Annotated in this window: 5 protein-coding genes (1 of these 5 cut by a window edge); all 5 read left to right on the top strand. The window is 75.5% G+C overall.

Annotated elements, in window-relative coordinates:
- Tightly spaced (each overlapping or abutting the next), the 5 genes in view from AB2U05_RS36300 to mce form a layout consistent with a single transcriptional unit that may run on beyond the window.
- A protein-coding gene (locus tag AB2U05_RS36300) for an SDR family NAD(P)-dependent oxidoreductase (protein ID WP_369185678.1) crosses the window boundary here: on the top strand, positions 1-2,624 show its 3' portion. 2,176 nt of this gene lie to the left of the window's left edge; only the last 2,624 of its 4,800 coding nucleotides appear in the window; its start codon lies off the left edge, out of view; it ends in the stop codon at positions 2,622-2,624.
- Entirely contained in the window at positions 2,621-5,977 is a 3,357-nt protein-coding gene (locus AB2U05_RS36295; protein WP_369185677.1) for an amino acid adenylation domain-containing protein, read from the top strand. Before AB2U05_RS36300 ends, AB2U05_RS36295 begins: the two co-directional genes overlap by 4 nt.
- A complete protein-coding gene (locus AB2U05_RS36290; RefSeq protein ID WP_369185676.1) occupies positions 5,974-11,655 on the top strand; it encodes an SDR family NAD(P)-dependent oxidoreductase in 5,682 nt (1,893 codons plus the stop codon). The genes AB2U05_RS36295 and AB2U05_RS36290 overlap by 4 nt, the downstream gene beginning before the upstream one ends.
- Complete coding sequence (locus tag AB2U05_RS36285; protein WP_369185675.1) at positions 11,652-19,562, top strand: amino acid adenylation domain-containing protein; 7,911 nt, start codon at positions 11,652-11,654, stop codon at positions 19,560-19,562. The genes AB2U05_RS36290 and AB2U05_RS36285 overlap by 4 nt, the downstream gene beginning before the upstream one ends.
- Complete coding sequence (gene mce / locus AB2U05_RS36280) at positions 19,555-20,061, top strand: methylmalonyl-CoA epimerase (protein ID WP_369185674.1); 507 nt, start codon at positions 19,555-19,557, stop codon at positions 20,059-20,061. The genes AB2U05_RS36285 and mce overlap by 8 nt, the downstream gene beginning before the upstream one ends.

Here is a 20,061-nt window from a genome sequence, read left to right as displayed (position 1 = left end):
ACGTCGCGATCTCCGGCGTGCGGGCCGACGTGGAGGCGATCTGCGCGAGCCTCGGGCGCTACGGCGTGGAGAGCCGGCAGCTGCGCATCACCACCGCCTCGCACTCCCCCCTGATCGAGCCCGTCATCGGCGCGCTGCGGGCGGCGGTGGAGAAGGTGCGGTTCAGCGCGCCGCGCATCCCCCTGGTCGCCAACCTGACCGGGGAGCTGTGGCCGTGGGAACGGGTGCCCGACGCCGACTACTGGGCCGAACACGCCCGCCAGCCCGTCCGGTTCGCGGCCGGCGTCTCCGCGCTGCGCGCCATGGGGCACGCCACCTTCCTGGAGATGGGCCCCTCCCCGACCCTGCTCGGCCTGGTCGAGGACTGCCTGCCCGGCGGGCACGACGCCCTGCTGCTGCCGAGCCTGCGGCGCGGGCAGGACGACTGGCAGGTGCTGCTGTCGTCGCTGGGCCGGCTCTACGCGCGCGGCGCGGACATCGACTGGCGGGGCTTCGACCGCGACTACACCCGCGCCAGGGTGACCGTCCCCGGCTACGCCTTCGACCCGACGCCGCTGCGGCAGGAGCCGGCCGGACACCACCGCTACCAGGACCGGGAGGACCAGCGGGCGGGCGCGGCGGCCGCCGGGCCGGACGGCGCCGGCCCGGACGAGGACCTGCTGTACCAGCTCGACTGGCAGCCCGCCGAGCCCGCCCCGGCCCGGACGGCCCCGCCGGACGGCCCGGCGCCGACCTGGCTCGTCCTCGCCGACCGCACCGGCGTCGGCGACGCCCTCGCCGCGGCCGTCGAGGAGCAGGGCGCCCGCTGCGTGCGCGTCGTGCCCGCGCCCGAGTACCGCTACGACCCCGAGCAGGGCGCCGCCGAGGTGCGCACCGACAGCGCCGCGGACCTCCGCCGGCTGCTGGGCGAACTCGCCCCGGCCGAGGAGGAGCTGCGGGTGGTGCACCTGTGGAGCCTCGACGACGCGGACGCCGAGCCGGAGTCCGCGGCCCAGCTGCTGGCCGGGCAGGAACGCGGCTGCATGAGCGCGGTACGGGCGGTGCAGGCCCTCGCCGAGGTCCGCAGCACCCGGCCGACCCGGCTGTGGCTCGTCACCCGCGGCGCCGCCGGCCCGGACGCGCAGGGCGCGGCGCTCGGCCAGTCCACCCTGTGGGGCCTGGGCAGGTCGCTGCAGCAGGAGCACGCCGGCCTGTGGGGCGGCCTGCTCGACCTCGACCCGCAGGCCGAACCGAAGGCGCTGGCCCACCGGTTGCTCGACGAGCTGGCCGGCGGCGACGGCGAGGACCAGATCGCGCTGCGCGGCGAGGTGCGCCACGTCGCCCGGCTGACCCGCGCCCGGCTCGCCGAGCCCACCGCCCGGGGCGGAACCTTCCGCACGGACGCCAGCTACCTGGTCACCGGCGGCCTGGGCGGTGTGGGCCTGGCCGCGGCCCGTGCCATGGTGCAGGCCGGAGCCCGCCACCTGGTGCTCCTCGGCCGCACGCCGCTGCCGCCGCGGCAGGAGTGGGCCGCGCAGCGCGGCGACTCCCCGGCCGCGCGACGCGTCGCCGCCGTCCGGGAGTTGGAGTCGCTCGGCGCCGCCGTCACGGTGGCGGTGTGCGACCTCGCCGACGAGTTCGCGGTGCGCGACCTGCTCGCCCGCCACGACGCGGAGGGCCGCCCGCCGATCCGCGGCGTGCTGCACGCGGCCGGCGTCGGCGAGGTCACTCCGCTGCGCCGGCTCGAACTCGACGACCTGGAAGCGCACCTGAAGCCGAAGGCGGTGGGCGCCTGGATCCTGGACCGGCTGCTGGCCGACCGGCCGCTGGACTTCTTCGTCCTCTGCTCCTCGGCCAGCTCCGTCCTCAGCTCGCCGTTCGTCGCCGGCTACGCCGCCGCCAACGCCTTCCTGGACTCCCTCGCCCAGCGGCGCCGGGCCCAGGGCCGGCCGGTCCTGAGCATCAACTGGGGCATCTGGTCGCAGACCGGCATGGCGCTGCGCGGACCGGAGTCCACCGGCGGGCTCAGCGGCGGCATGGGCACCCTCGACCCCGACCAGGCCGTCCGGGTCCTGCTGACCCTGCTGCGCCAGGAGCTCGCACAGGTCGCCGTCCTGCCGATCGACTGGGCCGAGTGGGGCCACCGCTACCAGGAGGCCTCCGGATCCGCGCTGCTGTCCGCGCTGGTGGACCAGCCCGAGCGAGCACCGGCCGCGGCCGCGCGCACCGCCGTCCGGGCCAGCTCGCTGCCCACCCGCGAGGAGCTGCTCGCCCTCGGGTCGGCCGAGCGCGTCGCCGCGCTGACCGCGCAGCTGTCCCGCAGCGCCACCGCGACCCTGCGCGCCCAGGGCGAGGGCGTCGCGGCGGAGCTGCCGCTGATCGACCTGGGGCTGGACTCCCTGATGGCGGTGGAACTGCGCAACGAGATCGAGGGCCGGCTCGGCGTCCCGGTGCCGATCTCCGTCTTCCTCGAAGGCGCCACGGTGGGCGGGTTGGCGCAGCGGATCGTCGACCAGCTGGCCGGCGGCGACGGCGAGGCGGCCGCCGGGCCCGTGCCGATCCGGCGCGTCAAGCGCCGCGAGGACGTGGCGGCCGACCTGCTCGCGCGGATCGGCGCCCTGCCGAGCGGCGAGGCGGGCGCATGAGCGAGATCGACGACCGCCTCGCGGCGCTCACGCCCGAGCAGCGCGCCCTGTTCGAGAAGCTGCTGGCCGAGAGCGGGCAGGCGGAGGACAGCTTCCCGCTCTCGGTGACCCAGCAGGGCATCTGGTTCCAGGAGCAGCTGCACCCGAACAACCCGGCCTACGTCATCCCGGCCGCGGCCCGGCTGGACGGCCCGCTCGACACCGCCGTCCTGCGCGCCGCGCTGCGCGAGATCGTGCGCCGCCACGAGTCGCTGCGCACCACCTTCGAGCTGCGCGACGGTCAGCCCGTCCAGGTCGTCCGGGCCGAGCTGCCGCTCGACCTGACCGAGGAGGACCTCGGCGCCGGCGGCCTCGACGAGGAGCTGTTCCACCGGCGGATGTCCGAGCTGCGCGGCGAACCGTTCGACCTGGCGGCCGGGCCGCTGCTGCGGCTGCGGCTGCTGCACGTCGGCCCCCAGGAGGCGGTGCTCCTGGTGGCGATGCACCACCTGGTCTCCGACGGCTGGTCGGTGGGCGTCCTGGTGTCCGAACTCCTCGCCCTGTACGAGGCGTTCGCCGCCGGGCGGCCCTCGCCGCTGCCGGACCTGGAGATCCACTACGGCGACTTCGCCGGCTGGCAGCAGCAGTGGCTGCGGGACGCCGACCTGACGGCGGACCTGGCCTACTGGCGGGCGCACCTGGCCGGCGCGCCCGCCGCCCTCGCCCTGCCGACCGACCGCCCGCGCCCGGCCGTCCAGGGATTCCACGGCGCCTCGGTGCCGTTCGCGCTGCCCGAGCCGCTGATGCGCGAGCTGGGCGCCCTGGCCAAGCGGCACGGCGCGACGACGTACATGGCACTGTTGGCGGCCTTCCAGGTGCTGCTGCACCGGCACGCCGACCAGGACGACGTGGTGGTCGGCGTGCCCACGGCCGGCCGCGGGCGGGCCGAGGTGGAACCGCTGATCGGATTCTTCGTCAACACCCTGCCGGTGCGCACCGACCTGTCGGGGAACCCCGACTTCGTCCAGGTCCTCACCCGCACCCGGGACGCGTGCCTGGGCCTGTACGCGCACCAGGACGTCCCGTTCGAGCGGATCGTCACCGAGCTGCGGCCGGCCCGCGACCTGAGCCGGCCGCCGGTCTTCCAGACCTGCCTGACGTACCAGAGCGACCCGCTGCCCGCCCGGGAGAGCGCCGGCCTGCGGCTGCGCCGGCTGCCGGTGCGGGCCGAGGGCGCGCGGTTCGACCTGGAACTGCAGTGCTTCGACGACAACGGCGGCCTGCACGGCTGGTTCGAGTACGACCGCGACCTGTTCGACGAGCGGACCGTGGCGCGGATGGCGGACCACCTGCGCCGGATCGTCGAAGGGGTGGTGGCCGACCCGCGGACGCCGGTCGGCCACCTGCCGCTGCTCGACGACGGCGAGCGGGCGGGCGCGCTGGCCGCCGGCACCGGACCGGACGCCGAGTGGCCCGGCCGGGGCTGGATCCACCAGTGCTTCGAGGAGGCCGCACGCCGCACGCCCGCGGCCGAGGCCGTCCGCTTCGAGGGGGATTCGCTCGACTACGCGGAGCTGAACCGGCGGGCGAACCGGCTCGCCCACCGGCTGCGGCGCTCGGGGGTCGGCCGCGACGTGCTGGTCGGCGTCGCGATGGAGCGCTCGCCGGACCTGGTGGTGAGCCTGCTCGCCGTCCTCAAGGCCGGCGGCGCCTACGTCCCGCTGGACCCGGGCCATCCGCCCGACCGGCTGGCGTACCTGCTGCGGGACGCGCGGGCCCCCGTCCTGCTCACCCAGGCGCGGGTGCGGGCGCTGCTGCCCGCCACCGACGCGGAGATCCTCTGCGTGGACGAGCTCGCGGAGCAGCTGGCGGCCGAGTCCGCCGACGACCCCGAGGTCGCGGTGGACGGCGAGGACCTCGCCTACGTGATCCACACCTCGGGCTCGACCGGGCGGCCCAAGGGCGTCATGAACGTCCACGCGGCCATCCGCAACCGGCTGCTGTGGATGCAGGACGCCTTCCCGATCGGCCCCGGGGACCGGGTGCTGCAGAAGACGCCGTTCTCCTTCGACGTGTCGGTGTGGGAGTTCTTCTGGCCGCTGATGACCGGCGCCACCCTGGTGGTGGCCCGGCCCGAGGGGCACCGGGACAGCCGCTACCTGATCGAGACCATCCGCGCGGAGGCGATCACCGCCGTCCACTTCGTCCCCTCGATGCTGCAGGTCCTCCTGCGGGAGCCGGACGTCGAGGAGTGCACCTCGCTGCGGCACGTGGTGTGCAGCGGCGAGGCGCTGCCGCGGCGGCTGGCACAGGCCTTCCTCGACCGCAGCGGCGCGCGGTTGCACAACCTGTACGGCCCGACCGAGGCGGCGATCGACGTCACCGCCTGGACCTGCCGCCGGGACGAGGACCCGCGGCCGCTGCCGATCGGGCTGCCGATCGCCAACACCCGGGTGCACGTGCTCGACCGCCACCTGCGGCCCGTGCCGCCCGGGGTGCCCGGTGAACTCCACCTCGGCGGGCGCAACCTGGCGCGCGGCTACCTCAACCGGCCCGAGCTCACCGCCGAGCGGTTCGTCGAGGACCCGTTCGCGCCGGGCGGGGGCGCCCGGCTGTACCGCACCGGGGACCTGGCGCGGCGCCGCGAGGACGGTGCGCTGGAGTACCTCGGGCGGCTGGACCACCAGGTCAAGCTGCGCGGTCTGCGGGTCGAACCCGGCGAGATCGAGGCGGCGCTGACCGCCCACGAGCGGGTGCGCGAGGCGCTGGTGCTCGCCCACGAGCACGGCCCGGACGACGTCCGGCTGGTGGCCTACCTGACCGGCGAGGACGTGCCGCCCGCCGGCCGGCTGGCCGAGTTCCTGCGCCGGCGGCTGCCCGAGTACATGGTGCCGTCGCACTTCACGGTGCTGCCGGCGCTCCCGCTGACCGTCAACGGCAAGGTCGACCGCGCGGCCCTGCCCGCGCCCGGCGCGGACCGGCCCGAGCTGCGCAGCGCGTTCGCCGAGCCGCGCGACGAGCTGGAGCGGGCGATCGCCGCGCTGTGGTGCCGGCTGCTGGGCGTCGAGCGGGTCGGCGTCCAGGACAGCTTCTTCGACCTCGGCGGGCACTCGCTGCTGCTGGCCCGGCTGCGGGTCGAACTCGCCGAGACCATGCGGCAGGAGGTGTCGATGGTGGAGCTCTTCCAGTACCCGACGGTCGCCTCCCTCGCCGCCTTCCTCAACCGGCCCGGGAGCGCCGCGCCCGGGACGGCCGCGCCCGGGGCCCCCGCGCCCTCGACCGCCGCGCGGGAACGGGCCGAGGCCCGCCGTCAGACGCAGGACCAACGTCAGCGAGCCGCCGCCCGGCGCACCCACTCGCGGAAGGGCAGATGACCGAAGTGTCGGAGATATCCGAGGACCACCACCGGATCGCGGTCGTCGGCATGGCCGGGCGCTTCCCCGGCGCCGGCGACGTCGAGACGCTGTGGCAGAACCTGGTCGAGGGGCGCGAGGGCATCTCGGCGCTCACCGAGGACGAACTGCTCGCCTCGGGCACCGACCCGCGGCTGCTCGGCCGCCCCGACTACGTCCGGGCCAAGGGCGTGCTGGCCGACGCCGACCGCTTCGACGCCGCGTTCTTCGGCTACAGCCCGCGCGAGGCCGAACTGCTCGACCCGCAGCACCGGGTGTTCCTGGAATGCGCCTGGCAGGCGCTGGAGTCGGCCGGCTGCGACCCGCAGACCTTCCGCGGCCGGATCGGGGTGTTCGCCGGCTCCAGCCTTAACTCCTACCTGCTGTTCAACGTCATGGCCAGCCCGGGCACCGTCGAGTCGGCCGGCGGCTACCAGGTCCAACTCGCCTCCGACAAGGACTTCCTGGCCACCCGCGCCGCCTACAAGCTCGGCCTGACCGGCGCCGCGATCACCGTCCAGAGCGCCTGCTCCACCTCGCTGACCGCCGTGCACCTGGCCTGCCAGAGCCTGCTGAACGGCGAGTGCGACATCGCGCTGGCCGGCGGGGTGTCGGTCAGCGTCCCGCTGCAGAACGGCTACCTGTACGAGCCCGGCGGCATCCTGTCGCCGGACGGGCACTGCCGCGCCTTCGACGCCGAGGCCGGCGGCACCGTGGCCGGCAACGGGGTCGGCGTCGTGGTGCTGCGCCGGCTGGCCGACGCCCGCGAGCGGGGCGACCTGGTGGACGCGGTCATCCTCGGCAGCGCCGTCAACAACGACGGCTCCCACAAAGCGGGTTACTCCGCCCCCGGCGTCGACGGCCAGGCCGAGGTGATCGCCGAGGCGCTCGCGGTGGCCGAGGTCGACGCGTCCGACATCGGCTACGTCGAGACCCACGGCACCGGCACCGTGCTCGGCGACCCGATCGAGATCGCCGCCCTGACCCGCGCCTTCCGCGAGCACACCGAGGAGACCGGGTACTGCGCGATCGGCTCGGTCAAGAGCAACGTCGGCCACCTGGACGCCGCCGCCGGCGTCACCGCGCTGATCAAGGCCGTCCTCGCGCTCCGACACGAGGCGATCCCGGCCACCCTGCACCACCGCAGACCGAACCCCGCGCTTGCCCTGGAGAGCAGCCCGTTCTTCGTCAACACCGAGCTGCGCCCCTGGCCCCGACAGCGGCGGCCGCGCCGCGCGGGCGTCAGCTCCTTCGGCATCGGCGGCACCAACGCGCACGTCGTGCTGCAGGAGGGGCCGCCCGCCGAGCCGGGCGGCCCCGACCGGCCGGTGCGGCTGCTGGCGCTGTCCGCGAAGTCCGCCCCGGCGCTGGTGGATTACGCCAGGCGGCTGGCCGACCACCTCGAACGCCACCCGCAGGACGGCCTCGGCGACACGGCGTTCACCCTGGCACTGCGCCGCCGGGCCTTCGACCACCGGGCCACCGTGGTCGCCGAGGACCGCGCGGGCGCCGTCGCGGCGCTGCGCCGCATCGCCGCACCGACCGCCGCCGCCACCGCCGGGCACCGGCCGCCGGTGGTCTTCCTCTTCCCCGGCCAGGGCGCCCAGTACGTCGGCATGGCCCGCGACCTGTACCGGCACGAGCCGCTGTACGCGGCCGAACTCGACCGCTGCGCCGAGCTGTTCGCGCCGCACCTCGGCGAGGACCTGCGGGCCGTGCTGTTCCCGCCGCCCGGTGCGGAGCGGGGCGCCGCCGAGCGGCTGGAGCGCACCGCGCTCACCCAGCCGGTGCTGTTCGCCGTCGAGTACGCGCTGGCGCAGCTGTGGCGCGCCCGGGGCGTGGAGCCGCACGCGATGGCCGGGCACAGCATCGGCGAGTACGTCGCGGCCTGCCTGGCGGGCGTGTTCTCGCTCCCGGACGCGGTGCGCCTGGTCGCGGCGCGCGGGCGCCTCGTGCAGTCGATGCCGGCCGGCGCGATGCTCGCGGTCTTCCTCCCCGAGGCCGAGACCGCCGCCCTGCTCACCGGCGGGCTGTCCGTGGCCGCCGTCAACTCCACGGCGCTGAGCGTGGTCTCCGGCGGCGTCGAGGCGATCGAGGAGCTGGAGCGGCGGCTGAAGGCCGCGGGCACCGGCTGCCGCAGGCTGCACACCTCGCACGCCTTCCACTCGCCGAGCATGGCGGCGGCGGTCGCGCCCTTCGTGGCGGAGGTCCGCACGGCCACCCTCAACCCGCCGACGATCCCCTTCTGCTCGAACGTGACCGGCACCTGGATCACCGACGAGCAGGCGACCAGCCCCGAGTACTGGGGCCGGCACCTGCGCGAGCCGGTGCGCTTCGGCGCGGCGCTGGACGAACTGCTCGCCGACCCGGCCGCGGTGCTGCTCGAAGTGGGCCCCGGCCACGCCCTGACCACCTTCGCCCGCGAACACGCGGCCTGGGACGCCTCGCGCACCGCGCTGGCCTCGCTGCGGCACCCGAACGAGCGGCGGGACGACCGCGCGTTCCTGCTGGAGAGCCTCGGCCGGCTGTGGAGCGCGGGAGCGGCCGTCGACTGGTCGCGCCTGTTCGAGGGCGAGGAGCGTCGCCTGCTGCGGCTGCCCGGCTACGCCTTCGAACGCCACCGCTACTGGATCGAACCGGACCCCCGCCCGGAGCGAGAGGAGCCCGCCGCCGTGCGGGCCGAGTCCGCCGACGCCCTGTGCTACACCCCCGGCTGGCGGCGCCTGCCGCCATTCGCCGCCGCGACGGCGCCCGCCCCGGAGCGCGTGTGGGTGCTCCTCGGCGCGGAGCTGGGCCTCGGCCGAGCCCTCGCACAGCGTCTGACGGACGGCGGCGCCAGGGTGGTGCGGGTCGTCGCCGGCCCGCAGGCGCAGGCCCACGGCCCGGACGACCGGGCCCTCGACCCCCTGCGGCGCGAGCACTACGCCGAGCTGCTGCGGTCCCTCGCGGCCGACCGGCCGACGGCCGTCCACGTGCTGCACCTGTGGAGCCTCGGCGGTGACGGCGGTGACGGCAGCACCGGCCCGCTCGACGAGCGGCGGCTGGCCGAGGCGAGGCGGCGCGGCTTCGACAGCCTGCTGGCCCTGGCCCAGGGCATCGGCGATGCCCGCCCGGACGTCCCGGACGTCCCGGTCGCCGTCGACGTGCTGTGCCAGGGCGTGCACAGCGTGACCGGTGAGGAGGAGCTGCGGCCGGAGAACGCGCTGCTGCTCGGCCTGACGACCGTGCTCCCGCAGGAGCTCGCGGACGCCACCTGCCGCAGCCTCGACCTGTCCGGCGCGGACCCGGAGTACCCCGCCGAGCGCACGCTGGACGACATCCACTCCCTCCTCGAACGAGCCGTCGACGAGCCGGAGTTGGCGTTGCGCGGCCGGCACTGGTGGGTCCGCGCGTTCGACCCGGTCCCGCTGGAGCCGTCCGCACCGCCGACCGTCCAGACGCCGGCGCGGGTGCGCGACGGGGGCGTCTACCTGATCACCGGCGGCCTCGGCGGCGTCGGCCTGGCACTCGCCGAACACCTCGCCCGCACCGCCAAGGGCCCGGTGCTGGCCCTGCTGAGCCGGTCGGAGCTGCCCGCCGAGGCCGACTGGGCCCGGTGGCTGGAGACGCACGGGGAGCAGGACGCCACCAGCGGGCGGATCCGCCGGCTGACCCGGCTGCGCGAGCTGGGCGCCGAACCGCTCGTGCTGTCGGCCGATGTCACCGATGTGGCGCAACTGACCCGAGCGGTCGAGGAGTTGCGGACCAGGTACGGCGCGATCCACGGCGTGGTGCACGCCGCCGGGGTGCCCTCGCGCGGCATGATCGCGGGCAAGTCCCGCCAGGACGTGGACGAGGTGCTGGCGGCCAAGACCCTCGGCACGCTGGCGCTCGACCACGTGCTCGGCCAGGTGCTCGGTGGTGACGAGCCGGACTTCGTCCTGCTCTGCTCCTCGCTGACCTCGTTGCTGGGCGGGCCCGGCCAGAGCGACTACGGCGCGGCCAACGCCTTCCTCGACGCGTACGCCCAGGCCAAGCGGCAGTCGGGCGCGCCGGTGACGGCCGTCGCCTGGGACACCTGGCGCGGGGTGGGCATGGCCGCCGGACTGGCGGCGCGGCTCGGCGGCCAGGGCGCCGCCGAGGGCGAGCCGACCGGCCACCCGCTGCTGCGCCTGGTGCGCGCCGAGGAGGGGTCGTGGACCTACCTCACCACCCTCGGCACCGAGCACTGGATCCTCGACGACCACCGCATGATGGGCAACGGTCTGGTGCCCGGCACCACCTATCTCGAACTGGTCAACGCCGCGGTGGCCCGCCAGGCCGGCGGGCGCGTCGTCGAACTGCAGGACGTGCTGTTCCCGCTGCCCGTCATCGTGCCGGACGGACAGACCCGGCAGCTCCACACCACCGTCGAACTGCGCGACGGCCGGGGCCGGTTCTCGGTGCGCAGCCGCGTGGGGGACGCCTGGCTGGAGCACGCGGTCGGCACCGTCGCGCTGCACGAGCGCGACGCCTCGCCGACCGTGCACGACCTGGCCCAGGTGCTGCGCGACTGCCGGGCCACCGAGGTCATCGAGACGCCGGAGGAGATCAAGCGCCGCTTCAAGCTCGACCAGGTGGAGCAGGGCGGTCGGCTGGAGTTCGCGTTCGGCCCGCGCTGGCAGTGCCTGCGCCGGATCGAGGCCGGGCAGGGGCGGCTGCTGGTCACCCTGGAACTCGACGAGGGCTTCGCCGCGGACCTGGACGACTACGCCCTGCACCCGGCCCTGCTGGACGTGGCCGGCGCCTCCGCCCGGATCCACGCCGAGGACGTGTTCTACCTGCCGTTCACCTACCGCAGCCTGCGCGTCCACGGCCGCCTGACCCGCACCGTGCACTGCGCGGTCGAACTGAAGAAGACCCAGGACGGCGCTGGCGAGACCCTCACCTGCGACACCAGGATCCTCGACCCCGAGGGCCGCCTGCTGGTCGAGATCACCGACTTCACCATCAAGCGCATCAACGACGTCGACGGCCTGCTGGCCCAGATCGACCGGGCCGCGGCGCCGCCCCGGCCGACGCCCGGGCCGTCCGGCGGCGCGCTGGCCCGGCTCGGCGAGGGCATGACCGAGCAGGAGGCCGTGGCCGCGTTCGCCCGGATCCTGGGCGCCGACGCGCTGCCCGGCCAACTCGCGGTGTGCGCCCGGGACCTGGCCGCGATGCGCCGCCTCGCCCGGTCGCTCACCCCCGCCCTGCTGGCCCGGGAGCTCGACGGCCTGGCACCGCTCGGCGCCACCCACCCGCGCCCCGACCTGAGCACGCCCTACGTGGCGCCCGCGACCGAGCAGGAGCAGGCCGTCGCCGCCGTGTGGCAGGAGGTGCTGGGCGTCGACCGGGTCGGCGTGCACGACGACTTCTTCGCCCTCGGCGGCCACTCGCTGGCCGCCGTGCAGATCGGCACGAAGATCCGCGGCAGGTTCGGCACCGAGCTCGACCTGCGGGACTTCTTCGAGGGCCCCACGGTGGCCAACACCGTCGCCCTGCTGGCGGCCGGCGGCGACCGGTCCGACGACGAGGGCATCCGGGCGCTGGACCGCGACGAGCCCGCGGACCTGCTCGACGAACTGACCGACGACGAGGTGGAAGCCCAGCTGCGCGCCCTGCTCGCCGCGGACGGCGTGGGCGAGGGGGACCCGGCATGAACGACATCGACCTGAGCGCCCTGAGCGGCCCGAGCGGACTGAACGGCCCGAGCGACCTGAGCAAGCTCACGGCGGCCGAGAAGCGCGCACTGCTGGCGGCCCGGCTCGGCCGGCGCAAACCGGCGCGGCGCCGCTTCGCCACCTCGCTCTCGCAGCAACGCCTCTGGTTCCTCGAACAGTTGACCCCCGGCAACGCGGCCTACAACATCCCCGGCGCGATGCGCCTGCACGGCGCGCTGGACCTCGCGGCGTGGCGGCGCAGCGTGCAGGAGATCGCGCGGCGGCACGAGATCCTGCGCACCACCTTCGAGGAGGTCGACGGCGAGCCCGTGCAGATCGTCCACGAGGCGGGCGAGGTGGAGTTCACCGTCGTCGAGTGCGGCCACCTGCGCGGGCCGCGGGGCGAGGCGGGGATCCGGGAGCTGGCCCGCGAGGAGTTCGGCCGCCCCTTCGACCTGCGCACCGGCCCGCTGCTGCGGGTGCGGTTCCTGCGGCTGGCCGAGGACGAGCACGTCCTGCTGCTCACCATGCACCACATCGCGGGCGACCTGTGGTCGACCTCCGTCGCCTTCGGCGAACTGGTGGCCCTCTACACGGCGTTCACCTCGGGGAGCGAGGCGGCGCTGCCGGCGCTGCCGATCCAGTACGCGGACTACGCGGCCTGGCAGCGCCGGCGCGCCGAGGACGAGAGCCAGCGCGCCCACCTGGAGTACTGGAAGCGAGCGCTCAGCGGCGCGCCCGAGGCGCTGGAGCTGCCCACCGACCGCCCGCGCCCCGCGGTGCAGGGCACGGCGGGCGGTTCCTGCTCCTTCGAGCTGTCCGAAGCGGCCAGTACGGCGCTGCGCGAGCTCGGCCGGCGCGAGGGCGCCACCGCGTTCATGGCGATGCTCGCCGCCTTCCTGGTCCTGCTGCACCGCTACAGCCGCGAGGAGGACCTGGTCGTCGGCGTGCCGGTCGCCAACCGCACGCGGCGCGAACTGGATCCGCTGATCGGCCTGTTCGTCAACATGCTGGCGCTGCGCACCGACCTGTCGGGCGCGCCGGGTTTCCGGGAGCTGCTGGGCCGGGTCCGCCAGGTGTGCCTGGACGGCTTCGCCCACCAGGAGCTGTCCTTCGAGCGGCTGGTGGAGGAGCTGCACCCGCGGCGCGACCTGTCGCGCTCGCCGGTCTTCCAGGTGTCGTTCATCTTCCAGAACATCCCCGTGCCCGAGTTCGAGGGGCTCGGGCTGCGGATGGAGCCGGTCGAGGTGGAGAGCGCCACCTCGCGCTTCGACCTGACCCTGGAGGTCTTCGACCGGCCGGGCGGCATGGCCGGCCTGTTCGAGTACAACAGCGACCTGTTCGACGCGGCCACCGTGCGGCGGATGTCGCGGCACCTGGCGCGGCTGGTGGAGAACCTGGTCGCCGACCCCGACCGCCCGATCACGCAGGTGCCGATGCTCTCGGCGGCGGAGCAGGACCGGCTGTGGACGGCGGGGCAGCGGCCCCGCCGCACGTGGCCGGGTCCGTTCGCGGCCCACCGCCGGTTCGAGGAGCAGGCCCGGCGAACCCCCGGGGCGCCGGCCGTCCAGGCGGCCGACGGCACCCTCGACTACCGCGAACTCGACCTCCGCTCGAACCGCTTGGCCCACCGCCTCAAGGAGCTCGGGGTCGGTCGGGGGACGCTGGTCGGCCTCTGCCTGGAACGCTCCACCGAGCTGGTGGTGGCGCTGCTCGCGGTGCTCAAGGCCGGCGGCGCCTACGTGCCGCTGGACCCGGGCTTCCCGCCCGAGCGCCTCGCGTTCATGGTCGAGGACTCCGGGCTGCCGGTGCTGCTGACCCAGCGCCGGGTGCTGGCGGACCTCGGCCAGGACCTGGCGGTGGGCGGGGCCACCGTGGTCTGCGTGGACGAACTCCGCGACGAGCCGCACGACGGACTCCGCGACGAAGTCGACGCGGCCCGCGCCGAACCGCTCGACGGGCCCGTCGACCCGGACGACCTCGCCTACGTCATCTACACCTCCGGCTCGACCGGGCGCCCCAAGGGCGTGCAGATCCCGCACCGGGCGCTGGACACCTTCCTGCACGCGATGCGGGAGCGGCCGGGCCTGACGGCCGAGGACACGCTGCTCGCGGTCACCACGTTCTCCTTCGACATCTCCGGGCTGGAGATCCTGCTGCCGCTGGTCACCGGCGCGCGGGTGGTACTGGCCGAGCGCGAGGTCGCCGCCGACGGCGGGCGCCTGGCGCACGCCCTGGACAGCTGCGGCGCCACCGTCCTGCAGGCGACGCCCGCCACCTGGCGGATGCTGCTGGACGCCGGCTGGGCGCCCCGCCCGGGGCTGCGGGCGCTGGCCGGCGGCGAGGCCCTGCCGGCCGAACTGGCCGGGCGCCTGCGGGCCGGCGGCATGCCGGTGTGGAACATGTACGGCCCCACCGAGACCACCATCTGGTCGTCGGTGGCCCTCGTCGGCGACGGCCCGGTCACCCTCGGCGAGCCGATCGCCAACACCGAGCTGCAGGTCCTGGACGCCGCCGGCGCGCCGGTGCCCCTCGGGGTGCCCGGCGAACTGTGCATCGGCGGCGACGGACTGGCCCGCGGCTACCTCGGCCGCCCCGACCTGACCGCGCAGAAGTTCGTCCCGCACCCGTTCCCCGGTAACGCGGGCGAACGGCTGTACCGCACCGGCGACCTGGTGCGCCGCCGGCCGGACGGGGCCGTCGAGTTCCTCGGCCGCCTGGACCACCAGGTCAAGCTGCGCGGGTTCCGGATCGAGCTCGGCGAGATCGAGTCCGTCCTGGCCGGTCTGCCGCGGGTGCGGCAGGCGGTCGTGGTGGTCCGCGAGGACACGCCGGGCGACCAGCGGCTGGTGGCCTACCTGTGCGGGGACGAGCCGGCGGCCGAGCGGGGCGGGCACGAGCATGAGGCCCACCTGCGCGCCGCGCTGCGCGAGCGCCTGCCCGCCTACATGGTCCCGTCCGCGTTCGTCCTCCTCGACGCGCTGCCGCTGACGCCCAACGGCAAGATCGACCGCCGCGCGCTGCCCGCGCCCGAAGGCTGCCGCGCGGCGCTGCGGGCACCGTACGTCGCCCCGCGCACCGCGCAGGAGCGGACCTTGTGCGAGCTGTTCGCGCAGGTCCTCCAGGTGACCGAGGTCGGCGTCGAGGACGACTTCTTCGACCTCGGCGGCCACTCCCTGCTGGCCACCCGGCTGATCGCGCGCATCCGGGAGGCGCTCGGCACCGAACTGCAGGTGCGCACGCTGTTCCACCACCCCACCCCGGCCGGGCTGGCCGGCCTGCTCGCGGCGGGCGACGCCGCCCGGCCGGCGCTGCGCCCCGTCGCGCGGCCCGACCGGCTGCCGCTGTCCTTCGCCCAGCAGCGCCTGTGGTTCCTGCACAGCCTGGAGGGCCCTTCGGCCACCTACAACATCCCGGTGGCGCTGCGGCTGTCCGGCCCGCTGGACGTCGACGCCATGCGCGCGGCGCTCGCCGACGTGGTGGCCCGCCACGAGGTGCTGCGCACGGTGTTCTCGGACACCGCCGGAGTGCCGTTCCAGCAGGTGCTGGACCCCGAGCGGGCGCGGCCCGAGCTGCCGGTCGTCCGGGTCACCGAGGCCGAGCTGGCGCAGGCCCTGGACGAGGCGGTGCGCCACGCGTTCGACCTGGCCGTCGAAGCGCCCACGCACGCCAGGCTGCTCGCCCTCGGCCCGCAGGACCACGTGCTGGTGCTGGTGGTGCACCACATCGCCGCCGACGAGTGGTCGCTGGCCCCGCTCGGCCGGGACCTGGCCCTCGCCTACCGGGCCCGCGCCGCCGGCCGCGCCCCCGACTGGGCGCCGCTGCCGGTGCAGTACGCCGACTACGCGCTCTGGCAGCGCGACCTGCTCGGCGACCCGGCGGACGAGCAGAGCCGGTGGGCGGCCCAGCTCGCCCACTGGCGGCGGGCGCTGGACGGCCTGCCGGAGCGCATCGCGCTGCCCACCGACCGCCCGCATCCGCCGCGCTTCGGCTACCGGGGCGCCCGGCTGGAGTTCGGCTGGGACGCGGAACTCCACGACCGGCTGGCGCGGTTGGCCCGCGACTGCGGGGCCAGCGTGTTCATGGTGGTGCACGCCGCGCTGTCCGCGCTGCTGAGCCGGCTCGGCGCGGGCCACGACATCCCGGTCGGCGCCGCCGTCGCGGGACGCACCGACCGGGCGGCCGAGGAGCTCGTCGGCTTCTTCGTCAACACCCTGGTGCTGCGGGTGGACACCTCGGGGCGGCCCGGCATGCGCGAACTGATCCGCCGGGTCCGCGAGACCAGCCTGGAGGCCTACGCCCACCAGGACATCCCGTTCGAGTGCCTGGTCGACGCGATCAACCCCACCCGCTCGCTCGCCCACCACCCGCTGTTCCAGACCGTCCTCGCCTGGCAGAACACCCCCGAAGCGGGCCTGGAGCTGCCCGGCCTCTCCGCGCGGACACTGCCGACCGCCACCGGCACGGCCCGGATGGACCTGGCCTTCACGCTGACCGAGCGCCGGCCCGGCCGGCGCGGCGAGGCGGCCGGCATCGACGGCAGCGTCGAGTACAACACCGAGGTCTTCGACGCCGGCACCATCGAGGCCGTCCTGGTGCGCCTGGAGCGGCTCCTGCGCGCCGCGGTCGAGACCCCCGAGCTGCCCTTCGAGGCCGTCGACCTGCTCACCGCCGAGGAGCACCGCCTGCTCGTCGAGGAGGTGAACGACACCGCGCACGAGGTGCCGCACGCCGCGCTGCCCCGGCTGTTCGAGGCGCAGGCCGCGCGCACGCCGCACGAGGTGGCGATGGTCTGCGGGCCCGAGCGGCTGACCTACGCGCAGCTGGAGGCCGCGGCCAACCGCCTGGCCCACCGGCTGGTGGCGCTGGGCGTCGGCCCGCAGAGCGCGGTGGCCGTGCTGCTGCAGCGGTCCGTGCACCACGTGGTCGCGGTCCTGGCCGTCACCAAGGCCGGGGGCAGCTACGTGCCGCTGGACAGCCGCTCGCCGGTGTCCCGGATGGAACTGATCCTGTCCCGGACGGGCGCCCGGCTGCTGCTGGTCGACCGGGCCGCGGGGCCCCACCCCGCGGGCGAGGGCGTGGACGTCGTCACGGTGGACGACATCGCGGCGGACGGCGAGGCGCTGGGTGCGCAGGCGGACCCCGGCCCGCCCCGGGTGGAGATCCACCCCGACCAGCTCGCCTACGTGATGTACACCTCCGGCTCCACCGGCACGCCCAAGGGCGTCGCCGTCACCCACCGCAACGTGGCGAGCTTCGCGCACGACGGCCGCTGGCCGGGCGGCGCCCACGCCCGGGTGCTGCTGCACTCCCCGCTGGCCTTCGACGCCTCCACCTACGAGCTGTGGGTGCCGCTGCTGACCGGCGGCCGGATCGTGGCCGCCCCGCCCGGCGACCTGGACCCCGCCACGATCGAGGCCCTGATCGCCGAACACGGCGTCACCGCGGCCTTCTTCACCACCGCCCTGTTCAACCTGCTCGCCGACCGGCGCCCCACGGCGCTCGGCCGGCTGCGCGAGGTGTGGACCGGCGGCGAGGCCGTCTCGCCGGAGGCGTTCGCCCGCATCCGCCGGCTGTCCCCGGGCACGCGGCTGGTCCACGTCTACGGACCCACCGAGAGCACCACCTTCGCCACCTGCCACCCGGGCTGGGAGCCGGCCGCCGGCACGGTGCCGATCGGCGGGCCGATGGACAACACCCGGGTCTACGTGCTCGACGAGGCGCTGCGGCCGGTGCCGCCGGGCGTGCCCGGCGAGCTGTACGTCGCGGGCGACGGCCTCGCCCGCGGCTACCTCGGACGGCCCGACCTGACCGCGCAGCGCTTCGTCGCCGACCCCTTCCAGGCGGCCGGCGCGCGGATGTACCGCACCGGGGACGTGGTGCGGTGGAACGCCGGAGGGAGCATCGAGTTCCTGGACCGGGCCGACGGCCAGGTGAAGCTCCGCGGCTTCCGCATCGAACTCGCCGAGGTCGAGGGCGCGTTGCGGGCCCACCCCGGCATCGCCCGGGCCGTGGTCACGGTGCGCGAGGACCGCCCCGGGGACAAGCGCCTGGTGGGCTACGCGGTGCCCGCCGAGGGCGCGCCGCTCGATCCCGCCGCCGTCCGGGAGTTCCTCGCCGAGCGGCTGCCGCAGTACATGGTCCCGGCGACGGTGCTGGCGCTGGACGCCCTGCCGCTGACGGCCAACGGCAAGCTGGACCGCCGCGCCCTGCCGGCCCCCGACTTCGCCGCCGCCGCGGTCGGCGCCGCGCCGCGCACCCCGCTGGAGGAGTCGCTGTGCGCGGCCTTCGCCGAGGTGCTCGGGGTGGCGCGGGTCGGGGTCCACGGCAACTTCTTCGAGCTCGGCGGCCACTCCCTGATGGCCACCCAGCTGGTCTCGCTGCTGTCGGCGCAGCACGGGGTCAAGGTGCCGATCCGGGAGCTGTTCGACCGCCCGACCGTCGCGGCGATGGCCGCCTGGCTCTCCGGACGCCTCGCGGCGGACGCGCCGACGGACACCATCGAGCCGGTCGAGCGCGCCGGCGGCGTCCCGCTGTCCTTCGCCCAGGACTGGATGTGCCGCCACCACCGCGTCCCCGCCGGGGATCCGTACCACAACGTGCTCACCGCCGTGGTCCTCAGGGGCGCGCTCGACGAGGCGGCCCTGTGCGGCAGCCTGGACGGGATCGTGCGGCGGCACGAGGCGCTGCGCACCAACGTGGTGCACGGGCCGTCCGGTTGGGCGCAGCTCGTGCACCCGGACGGCACCTGGCCGATGGACGTGCTCGACCTGCGCGAGCGCGACGAGGAGAGCCGGCAGCGCGAGCTGCGCGGCCTGCTGGCGAGCGAGCAGCGGCGCGCCTTCGACCTGGCGGCGGAGCCGCTGGTGCGCGGCACGCTGGTCAGGCTCGCGCCGGAGGAGACCGTCCTGGTGTGGGTGATGCACCACCTGGTCACCGACAACTGGTCGTACGGGGTGCTGCTGCGCGAGCTGTGCGAGCTGTACACGGCCGCGGTGACCGGGCGCGCGCCGCGGCTGGCGGAGCTGGAGGTGCAGTACCCGGACTACGCGGCCTGGCAGCAGCGGCAGCTGGCCTCGGGTGCGCTGGAGAGCCAGGCGGCTTACTGGCGCGGGCAGTTGGCCGGGCGCCCGGCCCGGCTGGGCGTCGACCTGCCCGAGCACCAGCGGATCGGCGCGGCGGTCGGCCCCACCCACGGCTTCACGCTGACCCCGGCGGCCACCGAGGCGCTCGGCGGGATGGCCCAGCAGCAGAACGCGACGCTGTTCATGGTGCTGATGGCCGCGTTCCACCTGATGCTGTCCGCCTACAGCGGCAGCGAGGACATCACGGTGGCCTTCCCGGTGGCCGGGCGCGGACGGCCCGAGAGCGAGCCGATGCTGGGCTTCTTCGTCAACCACCTGCTGGTGCGCAGCGATCTGACGGGCGACCCGAGCTTCCGCGACCTGGTCGGCCAGGTCCGGGAGCGGACCCTCGGCGCCTACGCCCACCAGGACGTCCCGGTGTGGGCGCTGCCGGAGGCCGGCGCGGACGGCCGCGACCCGTTCGCCGTCTCCTTCAACCTGCTCAACGCGGCGATCCCGACCTTCGACCTGCCCGGCCTGGAGGCCGCGCCGCTGGCGCTGGACGACCTCGGCGACGACTACGTCTTCTCCGAGGTGATCATCACCATGGATCCGGCCGCCGTGGACCTGACGCTGATCATGCGGGAGGACGGCGGCACGCTGCGCGGCATGTGGCTGTTCTCCCCGGAGCGCTTCGACGCCGAGGTCATGGCCGTGGTGATGCGCCAGTGGGCACCGCTGATCGACCTGATCACGACCGAACCCGACCTCGGCGTCACGGAGCTGAAGCACCGGCTCCGCGCGGCCGACCACCCCACCGGACGAGGGACTTGCGATGACTGAGACCAGCAGCAGCGGACCGGCCGACCCCCGGGCCCCCTTGGCGGAGGGCATCGGCCTGCGGCGGATCGACCACGTCGGGGTCGCCGTCGCCGACCTCGACGAGGCGATCGCGTTCTACCAGCGGGTGTTCGGCATGCGCTGCCTCAACGTGGAGGAGAACGCCGAGCAGGGCGTGCGCGAGGCGATGATGGCGGTCGGCCCCGACGCCTCCGGCGGCTGCGTGCAGCTGCTCGCCCCGCTGTCCCCGGGCTCGGCCATCGCGCGCTTCCTCGACCGGTCCGGCCCGGGCCTGCAGCAGGTCGCCTACACCGTCGACGACGTCGAGGCGGCCTGCGAGGCGCTGCGCGACCGGGGCGTCCGGCTGCTGTACAACTCCCCCCGGCGCGGCACCGCGGGCTCGCGGGTCAACTTCCTGTTCCCCAAGGACACCGGCGGCATCCTGGTCGAACTGGTCGAACCGGCCGCCGGGCCCGAGGAGACGGGCCCTCCGCGTCGCTGA

The sequence above is a fragment of the Streptomyces sp. Y1 genome (genome assembly GCF_041053115.1).
Classification (GTDB): Bacteria; Actinomycetota; Actinomycetes; order Streptomycetales; family Streptomycetaceae; genus Kitasatospora; species Kitasatospora rubellomurina.
The sequence above is the reverse complement of the archived record's forward strand: the minus strand, read 5'-3'. Positions and strand labels throughout refer to the sequence as shown.